The following is a 22190-nucleotide window of genomic DNA, read 5'->3' on the forward strand; positions in this document are numbered from 1 at the left end:
ATTTCTATCGAATCATATTAAGGCACGCCTTTATATTAACATATCATGATTCGATCGTTACGGTCTTCGTTTCCTGTTCCCATTTTACGGTGAGTCCAAGCTGCTCGGAGACTAGACGAAGCGGGACTAAAGTCCTTCCTTGTAGGAGTAAAGGCGCTACTTCTGCGCTTTGACGTACGCCATTTAGAACAAATTCCTTCTTGTTTACCGTAAGGTCCAGCGCTTTGGAGCCGCGGAGCACCATAATCTTCCGGGTGACCGGGTCCCAGGATGCGCTGCCGCCAAAGGCGTCCAACACATAGCGTATCGGCACATAGGTTGTTCCATTTTGCACCAGTGGCGCCGAGTCAATAGCTTTCTTCGTTCCGTTGACCGTTAGCGCCTTCTGGCCGATCGTCATGGACGCCGTTCCCGTAGGCAATCCCGCCTCGCTGGATAGCGAAGGCATGGTGAAGGAAATATTGTCAAAGGCCACGGTGCCCGTCTTGGCGCGTTCATCCTGTCCTTCCTCGACATTCACGACATACAACCGCTTCAGCGCTGCCGGGAATTTCATTCCTGAGCCTGACAGGTCAATATCAAGCTTCTTCCATCCGGTCCAGTCGATGGTTTTGGCAAGATCTACATAGACCGTCGCTCCTCCGGCATCCGTAAATTCGGCGCGCAGCCAGTTCAGGCTCTTATCACCCATCACATCAAGCGACATCGAGGTCGCTGCCGCCGGAAGCGATTTGCCAGCAGTCCCGTTGAATTGGGCGTAAGCATACATCTTGCCCGTACCCGCGGTCATATCATAGCTGAGGTTCAGAACCTTCGACCCGGCGTGGTCTTCACTGCCCGCTGTAATCGAAGCCGTTCCTAGAACAGCCGGATTATTAGTAGTAAAAGCGATCGGATAAGCGACATTTTCAAAATCCTCCCACGGGGTTGCTGCGGCTGTCGTCAGCACAATTGCCGTGCTGAACCCGTCGTAACGCGCAATAGCATAACCCGTCATCACTCCCGCATTTACCGAATTCACGGTCAGCTTGCCGCCCTGTACGCTTCCCTTGAAGCCGACAAACTCCCATTTCACTGCAGAATCCGGCACGCTGATGGAAGCGCCGTTTTTGGCAACTGCGGTAAGTGGCACCGGAATCGAGGTCCCGGCCTTCAACGGACCGTTAACCGTTCCCGCCGTCAAACGGGTCAAATTGTCTCCGCCAAGCACGGTAACTGTCGTTGAGGCGCTTACCGATCCGCTGGTCGCGGTCAAAGCGGCTGTTCCCGGCTTTACCGCCGTCGCTTCACCTCCGCTCACGCTTACGCTGCCGCTGCTGGATTTCCAGGAGGGGTTCCCGGAGGCGACGTCAATCGGGTTGTAATACGTATCGTAGCCTTTCAGCGTATAAGATGTCTTCTGACCGATGAGCAGGACGCTGCTGCCGCTGATCTTGATTCCTTTCACTTCTCCCTGCGGCGCATTGGAATAGACACCAACCCCGTTAACAATGCTGCGCTGCTCCGTGCCGTATTCCGTATCGAACGAGAGGATTGTTTCGGTTTCGGCCAGCGGCCGGTCGACCATTGTCGTTGAACCGCCGCCATCCAGGTTAAGTCCTTTATATACGCCGATGCTCGTCATAAAGGATTGCAATTCGGAGAGGGACATCCCCGAGCTGCTGTCATTCTTCTCCACCGCGATAATGTAAGCGTAGCGTCCGTCCTGGGAATACCCAAGGGCCGTTCGTGCCCGGTAGCCGCCGATGCTGCTGACGGAACGGGAGAATGCCGCCGCCTTCCCTTGATCCACCAGAATCGTGTGCCCGCCGATCATCATCTGCAGATTTGCCGGATCAATGGTTTCCCCTGTTGTTGCTGCGCGAAGCGAGCAGGCCACTGTCAGAGGCTGTCCGACCTGCAAATGATCGGCGACGAACTGTGCAGCCGTTCCATGCGTCCGCAGAATATAGGCGCCCGCCGGCACCGCTATCGGCAGAGCGGTATTTCGGCTTGAAATTTGCGTAATGATTCCATTTTCGACCAGTACCTCGGTCGGGGAGGTAGAGCTGTTTTTCGGCCGTTCCAGCGCCGTCCAAGCATCCGTATAAATATACGCCGCATTGACATGACTGTAAGTCGAAGCTCCGCCTTCCGGATTGTATGCCCCCTTGTTGATTCCCGCCAGTGCAAGCTGCGAACCGTCAGCAGCCGTTACCATGCCCTCGAAAGAGAATTGATCGATAATCGGTTTTCTGTCCGTCGTCAGGGCAAAAGCATAAAGTCCATTCAACTGAGACGGGGTCGATACCAGAGTTCCCCCCGATACTTCACCGCCGATCGGCGCACCTTCACCTCCGGTATTGAAATAATCTCCATTTACCGCCGCTACCGCACCCGTCTCTTTGGCCATTCCGCCCGTGCTCTGGCGCGTGGTCAGCTTACCATTCTTGCCAGTCATGACGTCTATAGAGACGTAAGGATTGTTCAGATCCACGCGGATAACATCTGCAAGGCCGGTGGCTTTGCTGCCCGAGCGGGTTACGGTATATTTGTATTTCAGCTTCGTTGCACCCGATGTAATGATTTCTTCACTCACTTTGGTTGCTGTAAAAGAGGAAGCGGCCTCTGCAATTGACGAGAAGCCCTGCCGGAACTGCATCGGTTCGCTGCCAATGACCGGCATGATCCACAACACGCCTGCGAGCGAAGCAGCTACCCATTTGGCGGCGATAGTTTTTTTATAGCTCCCTGGTTTATCATTTCTAGTCTGGTTCGATGAACAACTGCTATTCATTCAAAGTAACTCTCCCATCTCAAATATTCCCCCACCGCGTTCCCCTTACATAATTAATAGACTAAGTTTTACCGAAAAAGTTACGAAATTGACACCAAAAAATATTTCAACCTCCATTTCGGGCATAAAAAAGGCCTTTTGCATACAGACAGCTCAAATGACTTGTCCATACAAAAGGCCTTTTCTTAGATGTTTTGCAAGATGAAATCCATCCCGCTTAGCAAAATTACAGACCAGCTTGCTCTCTGAGCAATCCCGCTTTATCCACACGTTCCCAAGGAAGATCGAGATCAGTGCGTCCAAAATGACCATAAGCAGCCGTCTGCTTGTAGATCGGTCTGCGCAGATCCAGCATGGCAATTATTCCGGCCGGGCGAAGGTCGAAATTGTCACGAACCAGCTTAACCAGTTGTTCCTCACTGACCTTGCCTGTGCCGTATGTATCGACGTTAATGGAAACCGGGTTCGCTACGCCAATCGCATAAGCCAGCTGAATTTCGCACTTGTCGGCAAGTCCGGCGGCTACCAGATTTTTCGCTACATAACGCGCAGCATAGGCAGCGGAACGGTCAACCTTTGTCGGATCCTTGCCGGAAAAAGCGCCCCCGCCATGGCGGGCATAGCCACCATACGTGTCGACAATAATTTTACGTCCGGTCAGACCGGCATCCCCTTGAGGTCCGCCAATAACAAAACGTCCGGTCGGATTGATAAAATACTTTGTCTCGTTATCCAGGAGTTCTTCCGGCACCACCGGCAAAATGACATGCTCCTTAATATCCTTCTGGATTTGCTCCAGTGTAATTTCCTCGGCATGCTGTGTGGATACAACGATCGTATCAACACGAACAGGCTTGTCATCCTGATATTCGATCGTAACTTGCGTTTTTCCATCCGGTCTCAAATAATTTAAAGTTCCATCCTTGCGGACTTCGGACAACCGGCGGGCGATTCGGTGAGACAGAGCGATCGGAAGAGGCATCAGCTCAGGCGTTTCGTTGGTTGCGAAGCCGAACATTAATCCCTGATCGCCTGCGCCAATATTGGCCGTTTCTTCCGAAACCTGAGCAGGGTCGCGATTCTCAAGCGCCGCATTAACCCCTTGTGCAATATCTGCGGACTGCTCGTTAAGCGAAGTCAGCACAGCACAGGTATTATAGTCAAAGCCGTACTTGGCCCGTACATATCCGATTTCCTTGACAGTATTACGTACGATAGCCGGGATATCGACATACTCCGACTTCGTGCTGATCTCTCCAATAACGAGAACAAGACCGGTAGCAACCGAGACCTCACAGGCTACGCGCGCATAAGGATCGTTCGCAAGAAACGCATCCAGAACCGCATCGGAAATTTGATCGCAAATTTTATCCGGATGTCCCTCGGTAACGGACTCGGAAGTAAACAAATGACGTCCTTTAACAGGCATAAACTCAACCTCCTATATAATAGGTAGAAACTGCTCGGGCAGTCGCCATATTCAATCTTTTTTTGCATAAAAATTCATATAAGTGCACAACTTAACCCGTCAAAAAAATCAACCTTTTCCAAATGGAAAAGGTCGGTTTTCCTCAAATGTCATATTAACTTATTTGCGTAGCAGTGTCAATCAATGCCCTTGGGTGCAAGCCTGTTGTCACCGATACGCTCTATGAGAAAAGGGCTTGCTCAGCCTGCTTCACGAGCCGCTTCGTAATTTCGCCGCCAACCGAACCGTTATCCCGGGATGTTAAATGTCCGAGATAAGGGGTTCGGGATGCCGCGGAAACACCGCCCAACATTCCCAGTTCCGAAGCGAACTCCGTATCCGCTCCAGCACCGGAAATGGGGCCATAAAGACCAAATTCGGTTGCAATTTCGTACTGCATCTGCTTCAGCATTTCCCGGCTTTCCGGAACAATCTTGCGATTATTACGTGCCATAACTGCACCTCCTGTAATTGTTGTATAAGTTACAGGATTATTGTGCGCAGCCTATCTTTCTTGCAGTCGCTGTAATGTTTGTTGGTTCTGGTTAAGGACTGCAGCATTGCTAAATAACAGGTTATACGTATAAAACCAAGCCAATTAGCCAAAACTAAGAAAACATTGAAGGGTACCCTTTTGAGACCCGCTAAACGAAGGTTACGGGACGATTACTTTAATGTATACCCGCCCCGAACCATAACAACCAATCCAAGAGTTTGGCCGTCTTGTACGGTAATTCCGCGTCCATCCCTTGGAAAAGATAATAGATGGTTGGTGGGCGCTGACTGACCATTTGTCAAATCCAAACCGTCTGTCAGATCGGCTACACCGTTGGCGTCCTGAGAATAAATGACGGCTTTGCCTGCTCTAACAATGAACTCAGCTCCGGCGGCGGCGATTAAAGTTTGTCCAGGCTTCACATCAACAATAACACTGGCAGTTCCGCCTCCCGAAGCAGGAGCCGGCGAAGCAGTGGCTGTGGCAGTCGGGGCTGCAGTGGCCGGGGTTGAGGTTGGGACTGGCGGTTTGGTGGCTGCCGGAGACGGAACGGTAACACCCTGAAGGGCTTTTTGGATCTGTTGATCCACGTAACTCTTGGTTACTACCGGGTCATCGGCCGTTCCCGGCTGATTTCCCACATCAGCTCCTTGAGCTGTATTACTTATAATTGAACCTGCCCAAACACCGCTTGCCAGCAATACTGCGGCAAACGTTATTTTCCATAATGGCTTCATTCGGGCCTCCTTCTAATGTAGGTATAAAAAAAGAATAGCCTCCGAAGAGGCTATTCTTGCTTCGGTTAGGAAGCTAATTATTTTACAGTAATGGTCGTGCCAGTAGTGATTTTGTTCTCCTTGACAGAAGCATCGATAACCGTTGCATCATCGTTCACCTTAACGGTGATCGAAGTTACATAAGCGGCAGCGAAGTTCAATGTACCCGCATCATCACCAGTGTAGGCAACGATTTCGTTGTATGCAGTAGCGCCAGACTTACCGTCTTTCTCAACATAAAGGACGTCTGCGCCGCCGTATTGACCTTTGCTTACATTAACGCTAACTGTGAACTTGGAAGCAAATCCACCAACCGGAGCCAAAGGAGTGATTACAGACGGAGCAATCTCGACGCCGTTCACTGTCACAGTGAGATCATTAGTGTTCAGGCTCAATACAGATACAGGCTCGGAGAAGGTCAGAACCAGGTTCGTTGTAATATCCGAGGATACTACACCGGAAGCCAAGGTAGGAGCGACGCCATCTACAAATCCGTCGACAGAGGTTACAACCGGAAGAACCACGTTTCCAGCCGCATCCTTAATGTTAGAAATCAACAGTTCCTGTTTGCCGGAAGCGGAAACCGCCGCAGAAGGAACGAAGATATTAACTGTTGCTGTCTTCGGAGTCGAAGAAGTTTCACCAGCAGCCAAGGTCAGAGTCAGGTACGATCCGGCTGGAATCGCCTTGCCTCCCAATGTGTAGTTGTTCAAATCTCTTACTGTTACAAGATCAAGACCTTTATCGTCGTACACATTAAATGTTACTCTTTGGTCTGTACCAACTTGAACCACATTCCGGAACGTATCTGCCCCCGGTTTGTTGGTATCAGTTGTTGTTGTTGCTGCAATTGTAAAGGCAGTAACCGATGCAGCCAGTTTGTTCTTCAAAACCGAAGTATCCGTTACAAGGCCGGAAGGCAGACGCAGGCTGTAAGTACCGTTACCCAAGGATACATTCTTGAATGTAACCGTAGCATCAGAAATCGTGTAAGTAGCAACGGTTGCAGATGTAGCTGCATTCACATCCGGAGTTGCTGCAACTGTTCCGTTGGCTTCATTAATGATAGTGAAGCTGCTGTTCTTCGGAATTTCAACATTCTCGGAGAACTTCACTACCAGTCCATCGGAACCATAAGAAACACTGGTGACCGTTGGTGCTACCGTATCCTTCGTAAAGGTTACAGCCTGAGAATAAGCGGCAGCCAGCGGATTACCCAAATAGTCACGGATGCTTGTGTTGAATGTAACCGTGCCACTAAGGGTCGCCGAGCTTGGAGATACCGGAGCAGTCAGGGTATAAGTCTTACCGTCAACCTTGGATACTCCAAATGCGCCCTTGTTCTCGCCGTCGGCGTTCAGGAATTTGATGTTGCCATTCAGCGTGTTGGCATCCATGTCCTTGCTGAATACAACCTTCAGTGTATTCTCGCCCGCTACCGTAACGCTTGCAATCGACGGAGCTGCGGTGTCGGATACAACCGTTACGCTTGTCTTTGTTGGATTCGGATTAATCACGTTACCGGCATAGTCAGCCAGATTAAGAACGGAAACATCATACGTTTTTCCAGCTTCCAGCGTTCCGCTGGTAACAACAAGCTCATTAAGCGTGTTGCCTGCTGCAGGCACGAACGAAGTGCCATTTACATAAACTCTTGCCGTAAGCGCGTTAACCGGTTCGCTCAGCTTGAGAGTTACTTTATTCGTTGTCGTTCTTGCAACTGCTGATACCGAAACAATCGTCGGAGCTGTTGTGTCGCTCACTGTAAGCAGCTGTGTGAAAGCAGAAACTTTCTCTCCCGCAGTGGTCTTGATGGCGTCGGTTGTCGCAACTGCATAGTTACCCTTCAGGAATTCGCTGCCAGCAAACGTAATGGTAGCTTCGGTACCTTCGGCGCCCAGTACAACGTTAGCGTCGTTCACATTAACCTTGGCTGCATCGCCCAGGTAAGTAACTGCAACCACACCGTCTACCAGAGTAGTTACGTCACTCTTCGTTTCAGCGATCGTGCTGGAGTCGATCGAACGGTTGAACTTCACAACCAGCTGCTTGCTGTTCGGAGCAGTTACGGAAACTACTTTCGGAGCAGCCAGCGTTACTTTAGCTGTGTAGTCGTGGTCGTTATACTTGAAGTTGATTGTTGTTTCAACACCTGCAACCAGAGGAGTTGTCAGGGTAACTGTAGTTGTTGCTTTATCGGAGAAAGTCACCAGCACGCTAGTTGGGCTCAGTGCTTCTGCGGATGCTACAGTTGGCAGAGCGGTCAGAGTGCTTACTGCATATGCAGTTTCAACTACCAGGGAACGGGAAGCGTTAGCTTTGAAGTTCGTGCTAGCTGCTACCAGACCTTTGTCGATTACAGCTTGAGCATAACCTTTAGCCCATACCGAAGCGCTGTTGTTGGTAGTTGCTGGAGCTTCCAGTTTCAGAGCGCGGAACAGAACTGTTGCCACTTCTTCAACTGTTACTTTACCGTTATAGTCAAAGATACCTTTAACAGTATCTTTACCTTGCATCAGGTTAGCTGCAGTAACAGCTTCGATGTAAGGAACTGCCCAGTTCTTCGCGTTGTAACCTTTGTCTTTGTAAGACAGTTTGTTCTTCACTTCAGTCAGGTTGAACAGTTTGGTTACGATCTTCGCGAATTCTGCGCGAGTCAGATCTTTTTCCAGATGAGCTTGGCCGTCCGGGTATCCGTTCAGGATGCCTTTCGCTGCCAGAGCGTCGAATTTTTGTTGCGGAGTTGTTGCTGTTTCACCAAATGCTACAGAGGCAAACATCGAGAATGCCATTGCTGTAGACAGTGCTACGGACAAAATTTTCTTCATAACCTTTTTTTCTCCTCCTTGAACATTCATGAACTGAGAATCTTGTTTAGTTGGGTAGCTCATGTCACTCATTAGCTGATGCACCCCCTTTCCCGAGTTGAGCATGTTAAGTATAAATGATGTCTGTGACGGGTATCACAGAAACTGGTAAATAAATTCAAGGCAAAATAATACTAGATTCCTAAATCTACCTTAGTATTATACAATGTGCCTTAAGTCACGTAAAGCTAATTTTTCCAAGTGGTCAGCTAGCTTTACAGCCATTCAACTAATGATCCGCTGTTGTAATGACTCTACATCTTTAACGCAGGAGTTTCATAAAAGTTGCGGTTCACTCAAAAAAAATCTGAAAATATATTTTTGTGCTGTTTTTCCATTAGATGAATCACTTGTATGTAATACAAACTATTGTTAACTAGGAGAGCTGCGAAAAACAGTATATCACGCTATTTCCGCAAAATAAAAAGAGCACCGAATCCGGCGCCCTTATATTAGTATTGTTATCTGATTTTCATGGAGAGCTGGATCAGTTCCTGCCGCTTCTCAGGGCTGGAGTTCACGTTATTATATAAAGCGTCGATTGCCTCACGATTATCGCGGTAGCTTTTCTCATGCTTGATCGTAGAATGGGACCAGTCAATCAGTGCGTTTTCCGCAACCACCAGATCATTGTATGCATCATGAAATCCGGTTGCTTGAACAAGCTCCTCCATAACTTCCTGGGTGATTTCCTGCAGCGCGCGTTTTGCCGCAATTTCCTTTTCCATTACTTTAGCTGTATTCTCAAACTTGTTTTTGGCTTTCATGTAATCAATCTGGGCTTTGGATAAAATCGGTTTCATCTAGCGTTCTCCTTCTTGCTTGAATGTGTACTTTCACCTTCTTACGTCATTGTAACGTAAAGTACGCCACATTTCAAAGAATTGTAATTGGAAACTGCATAACAGAAGCCCCTCTCCCAATGCCGGGGAGCAGAGGCTTCCTTCACTTCATCCTGACTCAAAAAATGGCTGTTTATAATTTCTTCATCTTAATCATCATGCGCTGAGCCATAACCGCCGCGTCAGCCCGGGTGAATTTGGCCTGCGGGTCAAACCGGTAGGTGATCTTCTTCTGTCCAGCGACAAGCTTGTTTTCAATTCCGGAAATAATCCCCGCTTTATAAACAGCGAGAATGGAAGGCACTGAATAAGATGAGACAATTGAGCCTGTATCCGTAAACAGCTTCTGTAGCGTAGTGAGATCCTTTTCGATCGTTCCCAGCTTAAGGTTCATGGCTCTAGCAATCATAACGGCTGCGTCTTCTCTGGAAAGAGCACGGTTCGGCGAGAAGACGCGAGGTGCCGTTCCTTTCACCAAACCCTTTCGTACAGCTGTTTCAATGTAACGGTAATCCCAATGATAGTCACTGTATTTCACGACATCAGAGAACGTCAGATTATTAGGATCGTAATCTAGCGATATGCCCATAATCTTTACGAGCATGGTTGCAAATTCGCCGCGTGTCATGTTCTCGTAAACGCCGAATTCATTGGCATCCTTTGTCTTCATGATTCCTTTGGCCAGCATGGTTTCAAGCTCGTTCCGTGCGTAAGGATGCGAAACTATGTCATCATAGCTGTAGCGAAGAGCCACCACTGTATAATATCCAAATCCGTCGAATGTCGCGGTTATCGTTTTGCTGCCGGTGTTGACAATGCCGCCCATGTTATACCACGTACTATCGACATTCTTCCAAACTGACAGGCTCGTGTTGACCGCATTTACGATATTTGGATCATACTTCAAGGTGATCGTTCCCTGCTGGGTGGGCTCCATCCATTTACCCACATGGCCCGAGAAAAATTCATTGTTGGTCTTGTAAGGATCGGATGCGGAAATCGTGGAATAATCGTTAATCGGCTTACCTTGGACAAAATAACCGGCGTCGATCCAATACAGGTTGGAGGCATAACCGTAGTGAAGCATTCCGGTTGTTAGATAAGTCGTGGCCAAATTCTTCGCATCTATTTCTTTAATGTCTCCATCCAGATAAACGCCCTTCGCATTATCCCATTCCCCAACCTGATTATACTGCTTGATGGTGCGACCATCCTGTTTGTCCGCAATGCCAAGCAGGATATATTGATCGTTGAACAGATTGATTTGACGAGTGTTGGTCGATCCCGGGGTCGGCGTGGCATCTCGCAGCATGGTTCCTTTCGGGAAATTCAGCACAACCGAGTTCTGGAACGCCGTCAGCTTGCCGGCAGAAGTCAGGGTCGTCTTCAACTGCGCGCCCTGCAGCACTTCATCGGAATAGGTGATATCAAACGAGCCGTTTGTTTTGGTGGTGCCCGATGTGATCGTGAATTTGATCGTATTCTTCCCTTTTTTCAGACCCTTGACTTCCAGTCTGAAAATGTCCACTTTGGGGTCCTTAACCATCGGCGTTTTGCCAATAAGGATACCAGAGGCTCCTTCCGCCAGAATACTAACGTTTACGAAATTTTGTTTAATGACGCTCTCATTCGGCAGCTTGGGCGACAGAATGGAGTAAGGCGGAATCTCACGAGTAATCAACAGCGACTGCGTTACCGTCGAGGTATCAAGTCTTGCCGTAATGACGATTGTACGCAGTCCCGTCTTTGGCAGCTCCTGCTTCTGAAGAGTAAATTCCCCGCTTGGATCCATGGTGGAATTAGTAGGAGGAATCAGTACCTTGGAGCCTACCCCCGAACCGGCCTCGGTCGTCCATGCAGAGCCGTTCCATTTAGCGGTTACACTCTGCACCCCATCGACCACAATGACAATTTCCTTGGCTTTAGCCGCATAGAACTTGATATCCGCTTCCGTCTGATTGGTCGTGAACTGGAGAGCGTCCGTCTCTACGAATAAATGGTTTGGATCGGACAGTTCCCCTATCGGCAATGGAACGACATTTCTTAATACCGGTAGATCATCCGGGAACAGATAGACCGTTACGTTAGTAGATACCGGCACTCCATTCGCCTTGCCCGTTACGACAATTCTGTTCGGACCGGTGACAAGCTTTGGAGAGTTTGCTTGTATCGTATAAGTGAAATTGAAAGGTGATGCTGTATCATACACCGGAGCGACTGTCGTCCCGTTAATTGAGATAGATACGGAAGGCTTTTCTACAGATGTAAAATTAACCAAGCGTCCCGTAATTGAAGTGAAATCCTCAGCGTTTGTAAACATTTTGTTGTTATATAGGTTGGTCAGCTCAATATACGGAGCCGAGATATAATTCAGCGTATAAGTTCGTGAATCAATTTCCTTTGGGGGGCTATCGGGACTCGAGAGCGTAACCTTTAGCACTTGCTCTCCATTAGGCAGTCCCGTGATTTTGTACACTTTATAGCCGTCTATCGTTTTGAATTCTTCTTTGCTGAACTGAGCGATGTTGGCTGTCCCGTTCTGTAGGGTAGTAATGGATAGCCGGGAAGCAGCGGCCGCGTCACTGGTCTTAACCACCAGCCATAGCGGAAGCTCGAACAAGGATGTATTGCCACTGAATTCGCCGGAAGACGAATACGATACAATTTTATTGGTCGTATCGATTACACTCGGACTGTAAACCTGCTCCACATCCGTAATATAAGCGGTCTGATCGTTATGGAAGGTGAACGTCACCGGTGTAATAGACTTTCCGTCATAGCTTAATACATTACCGGTAACGGTGCTGTAAAAGCTTATGGTATAAACGCCGTTATCGGTTAGAGAAATAGGTGCGGCCGAATCGGCTGCATAATTAAATGTAATGTAATCATTGTTCGAAGAAACTGAGGTGGAGATTATGGTAGCCGTCCCGTCACCGCCGTCAACGACCGATCCGTCCAAGGTCTTCTTGACTTGATAAGTAAAAGTGGTTAATTTGGGTGTACTGGAATCATCGGATGTCTTAAAGGTAATGGAGCCCGACAATTTTCCTTTTAATTCGCCAGTTGTAGTATTGGACGTGACACCGCTGTTGTCTACGATAGTTGAACCTATTTTGGTATTATGGGGCGTGCCGGAGCCTACAGGCGCATACACGACCTCGCGGGAGATGGAATATGTGCGTGTTCCGCCGTCTGTTGTCGCCACAAAGGTAAGTTTGTTCAATCCGGCGACCAATGGGAAATCAGCAATGACAAATGTCGCGCTGCCACCGCTGTACATTCTGGTGCTGTTAATCATTACTTCAGAAGCGTTTGGAGCTTCAAGGGTGAGAGTCAGCCCTGCCGTATTAACCAGTGTGGGGATGCTTTCAGAGAGCGGCGTGCCGTCCACCAGTTGGATATTGTAAATAGCTGGGACATTCGAGAAATTAACGAAAGCCTCGCTGCTTGCCAAACTTCCGTCGCTTTTGGTTCCGTAGACCGTCACCTTGTTAAGACCCTGAGCCAGTTTGACATTCGGAAACTTAAAAAACTTCTCATTGCTGATGAGCGGTTTGACATCCGCGCCGCTGGAACCGGGAATTTCTTTCGAATCCACAATGCTAACCACTTCATAATACATGCTGTCGGCGGATACTCCATTGAACGAACCCTCAACATCCACCGTACTCGTATTAACAGTCGTCGGTGAGTTCTGGTCCGTACTGAATTTGGTAAAGGTAAAATATTGCCCTGTCGCGGCATACGCCGCTCCCGATGCCGAAAGAGTCGACAGCAGGATTACGGCCGCCATAATGAAACTGCCTATCGACTTGAATCTGTTTTTCACGTATGAAACCTCCTACTGCTATTTTGGTTTGGGTCTAGGACGCAACATCTTCCGTGCTTAATCCATCCTCTTTTATTTTATCGGCTAAGCTTAATCTATTAATTAGCAATTTTAGCAGAACAATAAAAAACCCCATTCGAATGAATGAGGTTTCAGGAAAGATATGAGTCCGATAAAGACGCTTCATTATATATATCAGGATTTTGAGCCTTTCTCCGCGCTTACTTTCAAAAATACCCGGGAAAGGAAACTCAGCAGCGGCTTCTTGGTTTGTCCAACCAAACCGATAATCTCGGCGCCGATCTGCAGGAAGAAGAGCATCACACAGATGACTACGAATGTAACCCAGTTCGCTTCATACAAAGCGGATGAGGACTGGATAACAGCCAGGATTCCGAAGAAGCCGGCAATGCCGTAAATGATAAGCACCGTCTGACGGTGACTGAAACCCAGCTCGCGAAGGCAATGATGCAGATGGCCCTTGTCCGGTGCAAAGATCGGTTTCTTCTGCAGCTTGCGGCGTACGATCGCGAAGAACGTGTCCGACAGCGGCACACCAATAATAAGCAGCGGCGTAATAAAGGAAACGACGGCGATCTGTTTGAATCCGAGCAGTGCCAGCATGGCCAGGCAGAAACCGAGGAACAGAGAACCTGCGTCGCCCATAAAGATTTTGGCCGGATGGAAATTGAAGAAGAGAAAACCCACGATGCTGCCGAGAAGCAGCAGACAGATCATGGCAACCATCACATTGCCCATCAAGAAGGCCATCGTCGCAACTGTAGCAATAGCGATACCCGAAACGCCTGCGGCCAGCCCGTCCAATCCGTCGATCAAATTAACGGCGTTCGTGACGCCGACAATCCAGAAGATCGTAAGCGGAATAGCGATCCAGCTCTCAAGCGAAGAATAGGTATTGTTGAAAGGAATATTCACAAAGTCCACGGTAATATTAAAGCCAAACACGACGATGCAGGCTGCGACAATTTGACCGAGCAGCTTCACTTTGGCCGATAACTCAAACTTGTCGTCAAGACTACCAAGCAGCACAATAAGACCGCCGCCGCTAAGCAGCGCCTTGATGAAATTAACATCCCGCGTGGAGAACTCGTAAGGAACAAACGGCGATATGGCAAGCAGTCCTAACACAAACGCCAGAAAAATACCCAGGCCTCCAAGGCGCGGCATAATTCTCGTGTGCACTTTGCGGGCATTCGGCACATCCGTGGCGCCAATGGCAAGAGCGAATTTCTTGACAAGCGGCGTCAAGCATAGTGCAAGTCCCATGCATACGATAAATCCGGCGATGTATATGATTAACATTGGTCTAGTCAACCCCCATTTCTCTACCGCATTGAATTATACTCCGTTCCAAAAACAAATTCCAATTCCGTTTTCAGGCGATTTTCGATAAATAATCGATAAAAATCCGCGTTTTATCCGTATTATGTGACGCTATCTTTTTCCCGCATCACTTTTACTGCGAATTTCGGCAGCGCAAGCATTCTTTTGTAACGGGTCGGTTCTTTGAGAAGGCGGTAAAACCACTCCAGACGAAGTTTTTGGAATGCCAGAGGCGCCCGTTTCGTTTTGCCGGAAATGACGTCAAAGCTTCCGCCGACCCCCATCATGACCGGAATGCCCAGCCGCGATTTATGCTTCGCGATCCAGGGCTCCTGAGTATCGGCGCCCCGCGCGACAAACAAAAGATCCGGTTTCGCCTCTACGATCGTCGCGACGACTTCATCATCCTCCGCCGGACCGAAAAATCCGTCGCGAAAACCGGCGATGGTCACTCCGGGATATTGCATTTGTAACCTGCTTGCCGTCTCGCGAATCACTTCGGGGGTCGATCCAAGCAGATAGACTCTCCAGTGATAGTGTTCTCCCTCTTTCATCAATTCATGTAGCAAATCGTAACCGGGCACCCTTTCCTTGACGGGATTGCCGCCGCGTTCGGCCGCCCACACCACTCCTGTGCCGTCGGGAACTACCAGTTCCGCGGATACCATGATCTCCTTATAAGCCGGATTGTCCAAGGCGGCCATAACCATGATCGGGTTCGCCGTGATCACCTGGTGCGGCGCCCTGGACTGAATGGCTTCAATTAAATAGGAGAGGGTTTCCTTCATATCCATTTTGGAAACAGGTATACCAAAAATCGTTACCGTAGGCACTGCGCCTGCGTCTTTCACTATAGATCACCCTTTATGGCTTAGATATTCAACAATTCGCCGGGCGGGAGCTTCCGCCTCATGGATTAAAGCGTCAATCCGCGTCTCCCGCTGTTCCCGCCAAGCCGCGCCGTCCTTCAGAAGCGTAACAATCTCACCGGCGAGGATTTCACTGTCCAAGGAAGCCGTTGTGCCGACGGGACGGCTGTCGATCCGGCTTAAAAAATGATCGATCTTGGGATCGTACGATATCCCGACCAGCGGCACGCGCCGTCCGGCGGCATAAATGAGGCTGTGCAGCCGCATGCCAAGCAGCACGCTGCATGCCCCGACTTCGCGCAGCATGGTCTGCGGATGGTCGGCTTCTTCGCTTAGGCTGACGGCGCTGCCGTTATCAGCGATATCGCCAAGCTTGTCCATACAGTATTTCGACGCCTCCGTATCGGAAGGAAGATGGAACGGCAGAAACCGCAGATGCACCGGAAGGGTGCGGCAGACCTGCCGCAAACCTTCCGCGATGGCATCCAGCTCCCGCTGGTCCTTCTCCCAGTAACGGACGGAGACACCGATGATCGGGAGATCCGGTCTCTCCAAGCCGGTATCGCCGCCGGAATCCGCCACAGGCTGTCCCTTAATTGCGCGTCCGGGAGCCATTTCTTCCGGCAGCGTCAGACCCATGACGGGATCGGGCACCACCTGCACATCGGTCTGCCGAAGGCCCATGGACACTAGCAGTTTCCTGGATTGTTCGTCACGCACGGACACGTAGGCGCATTTGCGGAATACCGATTTGATCATTGGATGGAACAACTTCCGCTCGACCGGCCCGATTCCCTGGGCATAGATGAAGGTCGGTTTGCCCATCCATTGGGCGAGCTTGATAACGCCGAGATAATACGGAATCGATTTACCGCTGGTCACATCCTGCAGCAGGCTTCCTCCGCCGCTGATCAGACCCGAGCTTTCACCTATAGCCCGGCGAACCTCTGCCAGCTTCATGCGGTGCACCGCCTCGACGCCGTAAGTGGCGGAAGTCCATTCCGGATCGATGGACAATACAACCGGTTCAATCGATATCCCCGCCGCTTCGGATTGACGCTTCAAAGCGATCAGGATCGATTGAAGCACCGCTTCATCTCCGCTGTTGCGGAAGCCGTAGTAACCGGAGAGCACTATTTTTTGAGCTGGGGCAGCCATCGTTTCAAACATCCTTCCGCAATTTGCCATACGATTACCGCGATCACGCCAATGATAAGCCCCAGGCCTAGTCCAAGCAGACCGCGGACAAGCGAAATCAGAACAGGCGAATGAATATGCGCGAACGTATCCACCATGGAGAGCTGACCGATTACGGCAACAATCATTAGATAAGCGGCGTTCCGGTATTTAAGGGCCAGAAAAGAGCCAAGAATAAACACAGGATGGGCGAGCAAAAACTCCTTGCTGCGCGGTCTCACGCCGAAGCTATTTTCCATAAAGTTCCGGAAGGCCAGCTCGTAGGAACTGGCGGTTCCGCTGTTCCCGGTACGGCTCAAATAATACAAGCCTATTATCCCGAGCACCCCAGCGGCAATAACCATCGCCAGCGTGACCGGCGTTCTTAACAGCTTGCCCGTTTTATTCAGGGCGAACTCGCCCCGGTACAAGAGCACATAAATGGCCACAAGCCCGATCGGAGCGATATGCAGCAGACTGACTCCCCTGAACTGGTTCAGCACCAGGCTGTAAGTAATATTATTCAGCAGGGCGATAACGAAAGGAACCGCACTGAGTGAGATTACGGCTGTCTTTACGTATAATACAAGGCTTTGAACCAAGCGCCGCTGCGGATTCATGATTCCGTGCACGGCCCCGGAATGTCCTTCCCGCACCGTTGTCGATCCCTGAACGGCCAACTGGGGACCGGATCGGTTGATTTTGCGAACGGCCAGCACCGTCGCAACGGTCGGAGCGCTGATGGCAACCGCAAGAGCGAGCGCTTGTTCAAACAGCACAGGTTTCACAAGCAGCAGCCCCGCGCTTCCGACCAATCCGAATGCCCAGGCCAAAAGCGTCAGCCACGGGATGAAATAAGAGATCATCAGCGACACCATCGCTACGGCTCCAATAACAGCGACCAGCTTGAAATAACGTTGGAACGGCGAGTCCACAACCTCGAAAGCGGTAGCTTGTCCCAGCGTAAAACCGTTGGCCTCGATCTTGTCGATCGCTCCACCCTGCTCGCTCAGACTGGTCACCAAATTGTCCACCGAATCTTCAATCTGCGCCTTGGCGGTATTTCTTGTAGGGGCGGTGTTCAAGTACAGCATGCGGATATTGCGGTCCTTGGTCGCGAGCGCAAAACGGTCGGCGATAACATCCGGCTTCAGCGTCGAATCGTTCTCGCTCAGTGAATACAACCGGGTCACATTGTAATCGAGCAAATAGGCAAGCTTGTTGAACCCTTTTTGCTGCTCTTTAAGATTCTCGATGGTCGCTATGCCGATGCCATTCTGTTTCAACAGCTCCGCAAAGGAAGCAATGCTCTGCTTGTCCTCATTGTCATTAAACCCTTTGACCGAATCGCCTTCGAACAGGATTCTCTTGACTCCAAGGCTTTTAAACCGTTCAATCAGGCGATTCATCGCTTCTTCATTATAAGGAAGGGAGTCCACAAGTCGGGGAACGATATGGAATCCCTTATCATGCAGAGTTATGAGCGTTGACTCGTCCGGCGCCATCGGTTTTAACAGCGCATCCTCGACCGGCGTTTCAATAATCAGGCCCGGCTGGCCGCGAAAATTCCAATCCTTCACCGGAGTTCCAAGATTGTCAAACGTATCCCGAATCGTCGGCGCAAGCGCATCGGCATTGTCTTTGCTTGTAAAAAGCACATACGTATAATTCTCGTTCTCCGGAATGACGCCATCCGTCAAGTTGGCGATATCCTGCGCACCCCAATACATGACACGACGGGCTTTGCGGTAATCCTCAAGTGTGCTTTCATATACAGCCATGCTCTGTACGCCGGCTTCTTTAAGCCGGTCCAACTGCCGGGATATGTAGTCCTGCGGGTTCGCACGGTAGCTCGCGGCGTCCACGAGATCCCGATAATCGAATACAATTTCCACCGTCTTGGATGATTTCTCAGTCTGTAAACGGTCATAGACCACCGGCAAAGCTCCAATCAGGCCAATTACAACCACGATCCACAGCCATTTCCGGGAATTCAGGTTCCAACGCTGCCATTTGTGCTGCACCAAAAGCTCCTCCTCTTTCCATAAACGAATCTCTATACAGAAGACAACCCCACAAAGTAAGGACTTGGCTTCGAAGCCTGCTCATGTACTTTACGGGGTCCCCGAAAAAAGAAACGGCTTCGCCCTTCATATCGAAGAGCGGCACCCGTTTCCCGTAAAAGAGATTCAAATGATTCCTTATTATTTACTCAAGCCGTCTACTCGTCCCATGACTTCCCCGGTGAGAGCGGCAACCTTCGATTTGGCATCCTCAAGCGACTCGCCGCGCACGGCGAAGTATACTTTAATCTTGGGCTCAGTGCCTGAAGGCCGCAGGCAGAACCAGGAGCCGTCGGCAAGCAGATATTTCAGCACATTCTCCTTCGGAAGTCCATTCAGCCCGAGAGAGTAATCCTGCACCTCGTTTACGCCAATACCCGCGATCTCTCTAGGCGGGTTCTGCCGCCAATCGCTCATGATGCCCTGGATTTGGGCGACCCCGTCCTTGCCCTTGAGCGTGCGGGATTCCAGGCTTTCGAGAAAATAGCCGAACTGCTCATAGAGCTCCTGCAGCACGTCGTAAAGGGTCTTCCCTTGCGCTTTGTAGTAGGCTCCCGCTTCCGCGATCAGCATGGAGGCCAGAATTGCATCCTTATCGCGGGCATAGTTGCCTGCAAGATATCCATAGCTTTCCTCATATCCGAACAGATATGTGTATTCGCCCGACGTTTCAAACTGCGTCATTTTTTCACCGATGTACTTGAAGCCCGTCAGCGTGTTAAACACCGTTGCCCCATAATGACTGGCAACCGCGGCGCCCATTTCGCTCGTTACGATCGTCTTGACTACCGCGCCATTGCTAGGCAGCTTGCCCAGCTCTTGCAGCCGGCTCAAATAGTAGTGGATCATCAGCGCGCCGGACTGGTTGCCGGACAGAACAACGAATTTCCCTTCCGGGTCGCGCACGACGGCGCCCATCCGGTCCGCGTCCGGGTCAGTTCCGATAAGCAGGTCGGCCCCAAGCTCCTCGCCCAGCTTGATCGCCAGCGTAAAGGCTTCCCGCTCCTCCGGGTTAGGCGATTTCACCGTGGAGAATTCGGAATCCGGCTGTTCCTGCTCCGGCACTATAACCACGTCGGTAAAGCCAATCTTCTTCAGTACACTGCGCACCGGAAGATTGCCCGTTCCATGCAGCGGCGTATATACGATTTTGAATTTGCTTCCGAGACCGCCGGCAATGTCCGACTTGCCAACACTGACCGCCGCAACGGTATCGGTGTAGGCTTCGTCTTCCTTCTCGCCCAGCCAATGAAGAAGTCCGGCAGCTTCAGCCTCTTCCTTCACGGCGCGCTTCACGGCGTTAAAGGAATCGATCTGGAATATGTAGGATATCACCTTCTCGGCTTCATCCGGTACAAGCTGACCACCTTGAGCATTATATACTTTATACCCGTTGTATTCCGGAGGATTATGACTCGCCGTAATGACGACCCCGCCTGTAGCTTCCAGATGGCGCACGCTGAAGGACAGCTGCGGTGTGGAACGAAGAGAAGGATACAAATAAGCTTCGATTCCGTTGCCTGCCAGAACCAGCGCGGTTTCCAGCGCGAACTCTGGGGAGAAGCGGCGGGAGTCATGAGCAATAACTACAGATGGACGGCCCTCGCCTTTATGCTGCTCCAATATAAAATTGGCGAAACCTTGAGTTGCTCTTGCTATCGTATAGCGGTTCATCCGGTTGCTTCCTGCGCCGATCACGCCGCGCAAGCCGCCTGTTCCGAATTCCAAATCCCGGTAGAAACGTTCTTCCAGTTCCTGCGGATCATTTTCCAGCGCCCGAAGCTCCTGCTTGGTGGTCTCGTCAATCGATGGATCTTGCAGCCAGCGTTCCAGGGTTTCTGCAGCTTTTGGACTCAATTGGGTCATAAAAAATCTCTCCTTCTTCAGGTATGATTTAATTCAGCGCAAACATAATTTCGCCTTCGGCCACAACTTTGTCTTCCACTTTGGCAACTGCTTTCCCTTTGCCGATACTTCCTTTAAGACGCGTAATTTCCACTTCGAGCTTCAGGGTATCCCCCGGCACTACCTGTCCGCGGAAACGGAAACCGTCCAGACCCGCCAAAAAGCCGATTTTGCCGCGGTTGGCTTCCACGCCCAGGATCGCTACTGCCCCAACCTGCGCGAGAGCCTCCGTAATCAGCACGCCGGGCATAACGGGGTAGCCTGGAAAGTGCCCTGTAAAAAAGGGCTCATTCACCGTGACATTCTTAATGCCTACAGCCCGTTTCCCCATTTCAATTTCGATGATTTTGTCCACCAGCAGAAAAGGGGGACGATGGGGGATAATTTCCTGAATTTGATTGACATCCAACATGTAACCTTGCTCCTTCCGGTTCGAGAGAAGGGCTTTGAAAACAGCCTCTCTTTGGTAAAGGCCTCTTATTCCCGCCGGCATGCATAAATAAAGCTCCCTTTGGCAAGAACTATACTTATCCTTCACCAGCTGCAGAAGTGGAGGTTGAGATAAGGGGCTTCTCCCGCTGGATAAGCGGAGAGGGGCCCTTTTTGATCTCCAAAGCCCCCAATCATTATACATTTTCCAGTATAAAAAAGAAAACTCCCTTGTACAAGTGTACAAGAGAGTGCATTATCCTGGTCTTTACGGAGCAAACACCAGATCGTATACATGCTTCCAGGTGCTCCATTGGAACACATCACTCCATTCCTTATGGCCGAGGACGACGTAACCAGCTGTCAGACCGCCGCCCAGGGATAGCACCAGCAGCAAAGGAATCAGAAACCATTGAATGATTGTCCATTTCGATCGTTTGCGCCTGATCGGCGCATTCTCTTCGGTCTGCTGTTCTTGTTTCAAACGATCTTCTTTCAGACGGCTCATTCCTTCACCTACCCGCGCATATTATTTGCCAGACCAAGCATTTGGTCTCCGGAGGAAAGGGCTTTGGCGGCAAGCTGATACGTGCGCTGAATCTGCAGCATTTCCGTCATTTCTTTGTTCAGATCCACATTGGACTGTTCAATCCAGCCCGACCGAACGGCCACTCCAGCCTGCTCACCGGGTCTTCGTTGCACGAAAGCTTGTCCCGCCGTCACGCCGCCCGCAAGGACAAACCTTCCTCCGTCCACCGCTTGCAATACCTCGCTATTCTTTGGTTCGACCAGCATCAGACGACCTGCTAAAGCCGGCGGATCGTTCTCGTTACGCTTCATCCATACATTGCCTGCCTCGTCAAAGGCCACGCTTGTCCCCGCTTGAACCGTTAGCGGATTCCCCTGGGTGTTCAGCACCGGATTGCCCGTATTGTCCACCAGCATCATATTGGCCGGATTGGTATTATCGGGCGTAAAATGGAAATCCCCCTGACGGGTATACGTCGTTTCGCCGTCCACTTGAACGGCGAACAAGCCGTTTCCTTGAAGCGCCAAGTCGCTGGGATTGCCGGTTTCCTTCAGCGCTCCCTGCTCCCAGCTCATGGTGATCCGGGGTATCCGCATCCCGAAGCCGAGATCAAAGCCGAGCGGCATGGTACGTCCCGCCAGCTCGTACTCCTTCGACTGCTGCTGAACCCGGGTCAGCACATCTTCAAAATTACCTTCCTTGCTCTTATAGCCTGCCGTATTGACGTTGGCGATATTATCGGCGATAAGATCGAGCCGCTGCTGAAGGGCGCCCATGGAGACGGCCGCGCCAATCGTGGAATTGTTCATCGATCCTTA

Annotated in this window: 15 protein-coding genes; all 15 read right to left on the reverse strand. The window is 50.4% G+C overall.

Annotated elements, in window-relative coordinates:
* Nucleotides 1-43: 43 nt before the first annotated feature.
* A complete protein-coding gene (locus PSAB_RS22495; protein WP_038596232.1) occupies nucleotides 44-2776 on the reverse strand; it encodes a stalk domain-containing protein in 2733 nt (910 codons plus the stop codon).
* Nucleotides 2777-3002: 226 nt separating this feature from the next.
* Complete coding sequence (gene metK / locus PSAB_RS22500; protein WP_025336809.1) at nucleotides 3003-4205, reverse strand: methionine adenosyltransferase; 1203 nt, start codon at nucleotides 4203-4205, stop codon at nucleotides 3003-3005.
* A gap of 220 nt (nucleotides 4206-4425) precedes the next feature.
* Entirely contained in the window at nucleotides 4426-4698 is a 273-nt protein-coding gene (locus PSAB_RS22505; RefSeq protein WP_025336810.1) for an alpha/beta-type small acid-soluble spore protein, read from the reverse strand.
* 212 nt (nucleotides 4699-4910) lie between these two features.
* Nucleotides 4911-5477 carry a hypothetical protein gene (locus PSAB_RS22510; protein ID WP_025336811.1) on the reverse strand — a complete coding sequence of 189 codons (567 nt, stop codon included), beginning with the start codon at nucleotides 5475-5477 and terminating at the stop codon, nucleotides 4911-4913.
* A gap of 77 nt (nucleotides 5478-5554) precedes the next feature.
* Nucleotides 5555-8416: an Ig-like domain-containing domain gene (locus tag PSAB_RS24795; protein WP_025336812.1), complete on the reverse strand. Its 2862-nt coding sequence runs from the start codon at nucleotides 8414-8416 to the stop codon at nucleotides 5555-5557.
* Nucleotides 8417-8844: 428 nt separating this feature from the next.
* Entirely contained in the window at nucleotides 8845-9186 is a 342-nt protein-coding gene (locus PSAB_RS22520; RefSeq protein ID WP_025336813.1) for a hypothetical protein, read from the reverse strand.
* A 172-nt stretch (nucleotides 9187-9358) separates the two neighbouring features.
* Nucleotides 9359-13057, reverse strand: a complete 3699-nt coding sequence (locus tag PSAB_RS22525; RefSeq protein ID WP_025336814.1) for an S-layer homology domain-containing protein — start codon at nucleotides 13055-13057, stop codon at nucleotides 9359-9361.
* A gap of 195 nt (nucleotides 13058-13252) precedes the next feature.
* Complete coding sequence (locus PSAB_RS22530; RefSeq protein ID WP_025336815.1) at nucleotides 13253-14380, reverse strand: glycosyltransferase family 4 protein; 1128 nt, start codon at nucleotides 14378-14380, stop codon at nucleotides 13253-13255.
* Between the two features lie 122 nt (nucleotides 14381-14502).
* Nucleotides 14503-15195, reverse strand: a complete 693-nt coding sequence (locus tag PSAB_RS22535) for a WecB/TagA/CpsF family glycosyltransferase (RefSeq protein ID WP_084266675.1) — start codon at nucleotides 15193-15195, stop codon at nucleotides 14503-14505.
* Nucleotides 15196-15258: 63 nt separating this feature from the next.
* Entirely contained in the window at nucleotides 15259-16428 is a 1170-nt protein-coding gene (csaB, locus tag PSAB_RS22540) for a polysaccharide pyruvyl transferase CsaB (protein ID WP_025336817.1), read from the reverse strand.
* Complete coding sequence (locus tag PSAB_RS22545) at nucleotides 16404-18470, reverse strand: DUF5693 family protein (RefSeq protein ID WP_025336818.1); 2067 nt, start codon at nucleotides 18468-18470, stop codon at nucleotides 16404-16406. Before PSAB_RS22545 ends, csaB begins: the two co-directional genes overlap by 25 nt.
* A 180-nt stretch (nucleotides 18471-18650) precedes the next feature.
* Nucleotides 18651-20375 (reverse strand): phospho-sugar mutase, encoded by a 1725-nt coding sequence (locus PSAB_RS22550; RefSeq protein ID WP_025336819.1) that lies wholly within the window; start codon nucleotides 20373-20375, stop codon nucleotides 18651-18653.
* 28 nt (nucleotides 20376-20403) lie between these two features.
* Nucleotides 20404-20826 (reverse strand): 3-hydroxyacyl-ACP dehydratase FabZ, encoded by a 423-nt coding sequence (gene fabZ, locus PSAB_RS22555; protein WP_025336820.1) that lies wholly within the window; start codon nucleotides 20824-20826, stop codon nucleotides 20404-20406.
* 285 nt (nucleotides 20827-21111) lie between these two features.
* Nucleotides 21112-21351 (reverse strand): DNA-directed RNA polymerase subunit beta, encoded by a 240-nt coding sequence (locus tag PSAB_RS22560; RefSeq protein WP_051529808.1) that lies wholly within the window; start codon nucleotides 21349-21351, stop codon nucleotides 21112-21114.
* Between the two features lie 8 nt (nucleotides 21352-21359).
* The gene (locus PSAB_RS22565) at nucleotides 21360-22181 is read right to left on the reverse strand and encodes a flagellar hook-basal body protein (protein WP_025336822.1); all 822 of its coding nucleotides are present in this window, start codon (nucleotides 22179-22181) and stop codon (nucleotides 21360-21362) included.
* Between the last annotated feature and the right edge of the window lie 9 nt (nucleotides 22182-22190).

The organism is Paenibacillus sabinae T27 (assembly GCF_000612505.1).
GTDB lineage: Bacteria > Bacillota > Bacilli > Paenibacillales > Paenibacillaceae > Paenibacillus_AQ > Paenibacillus_AQ sabinae.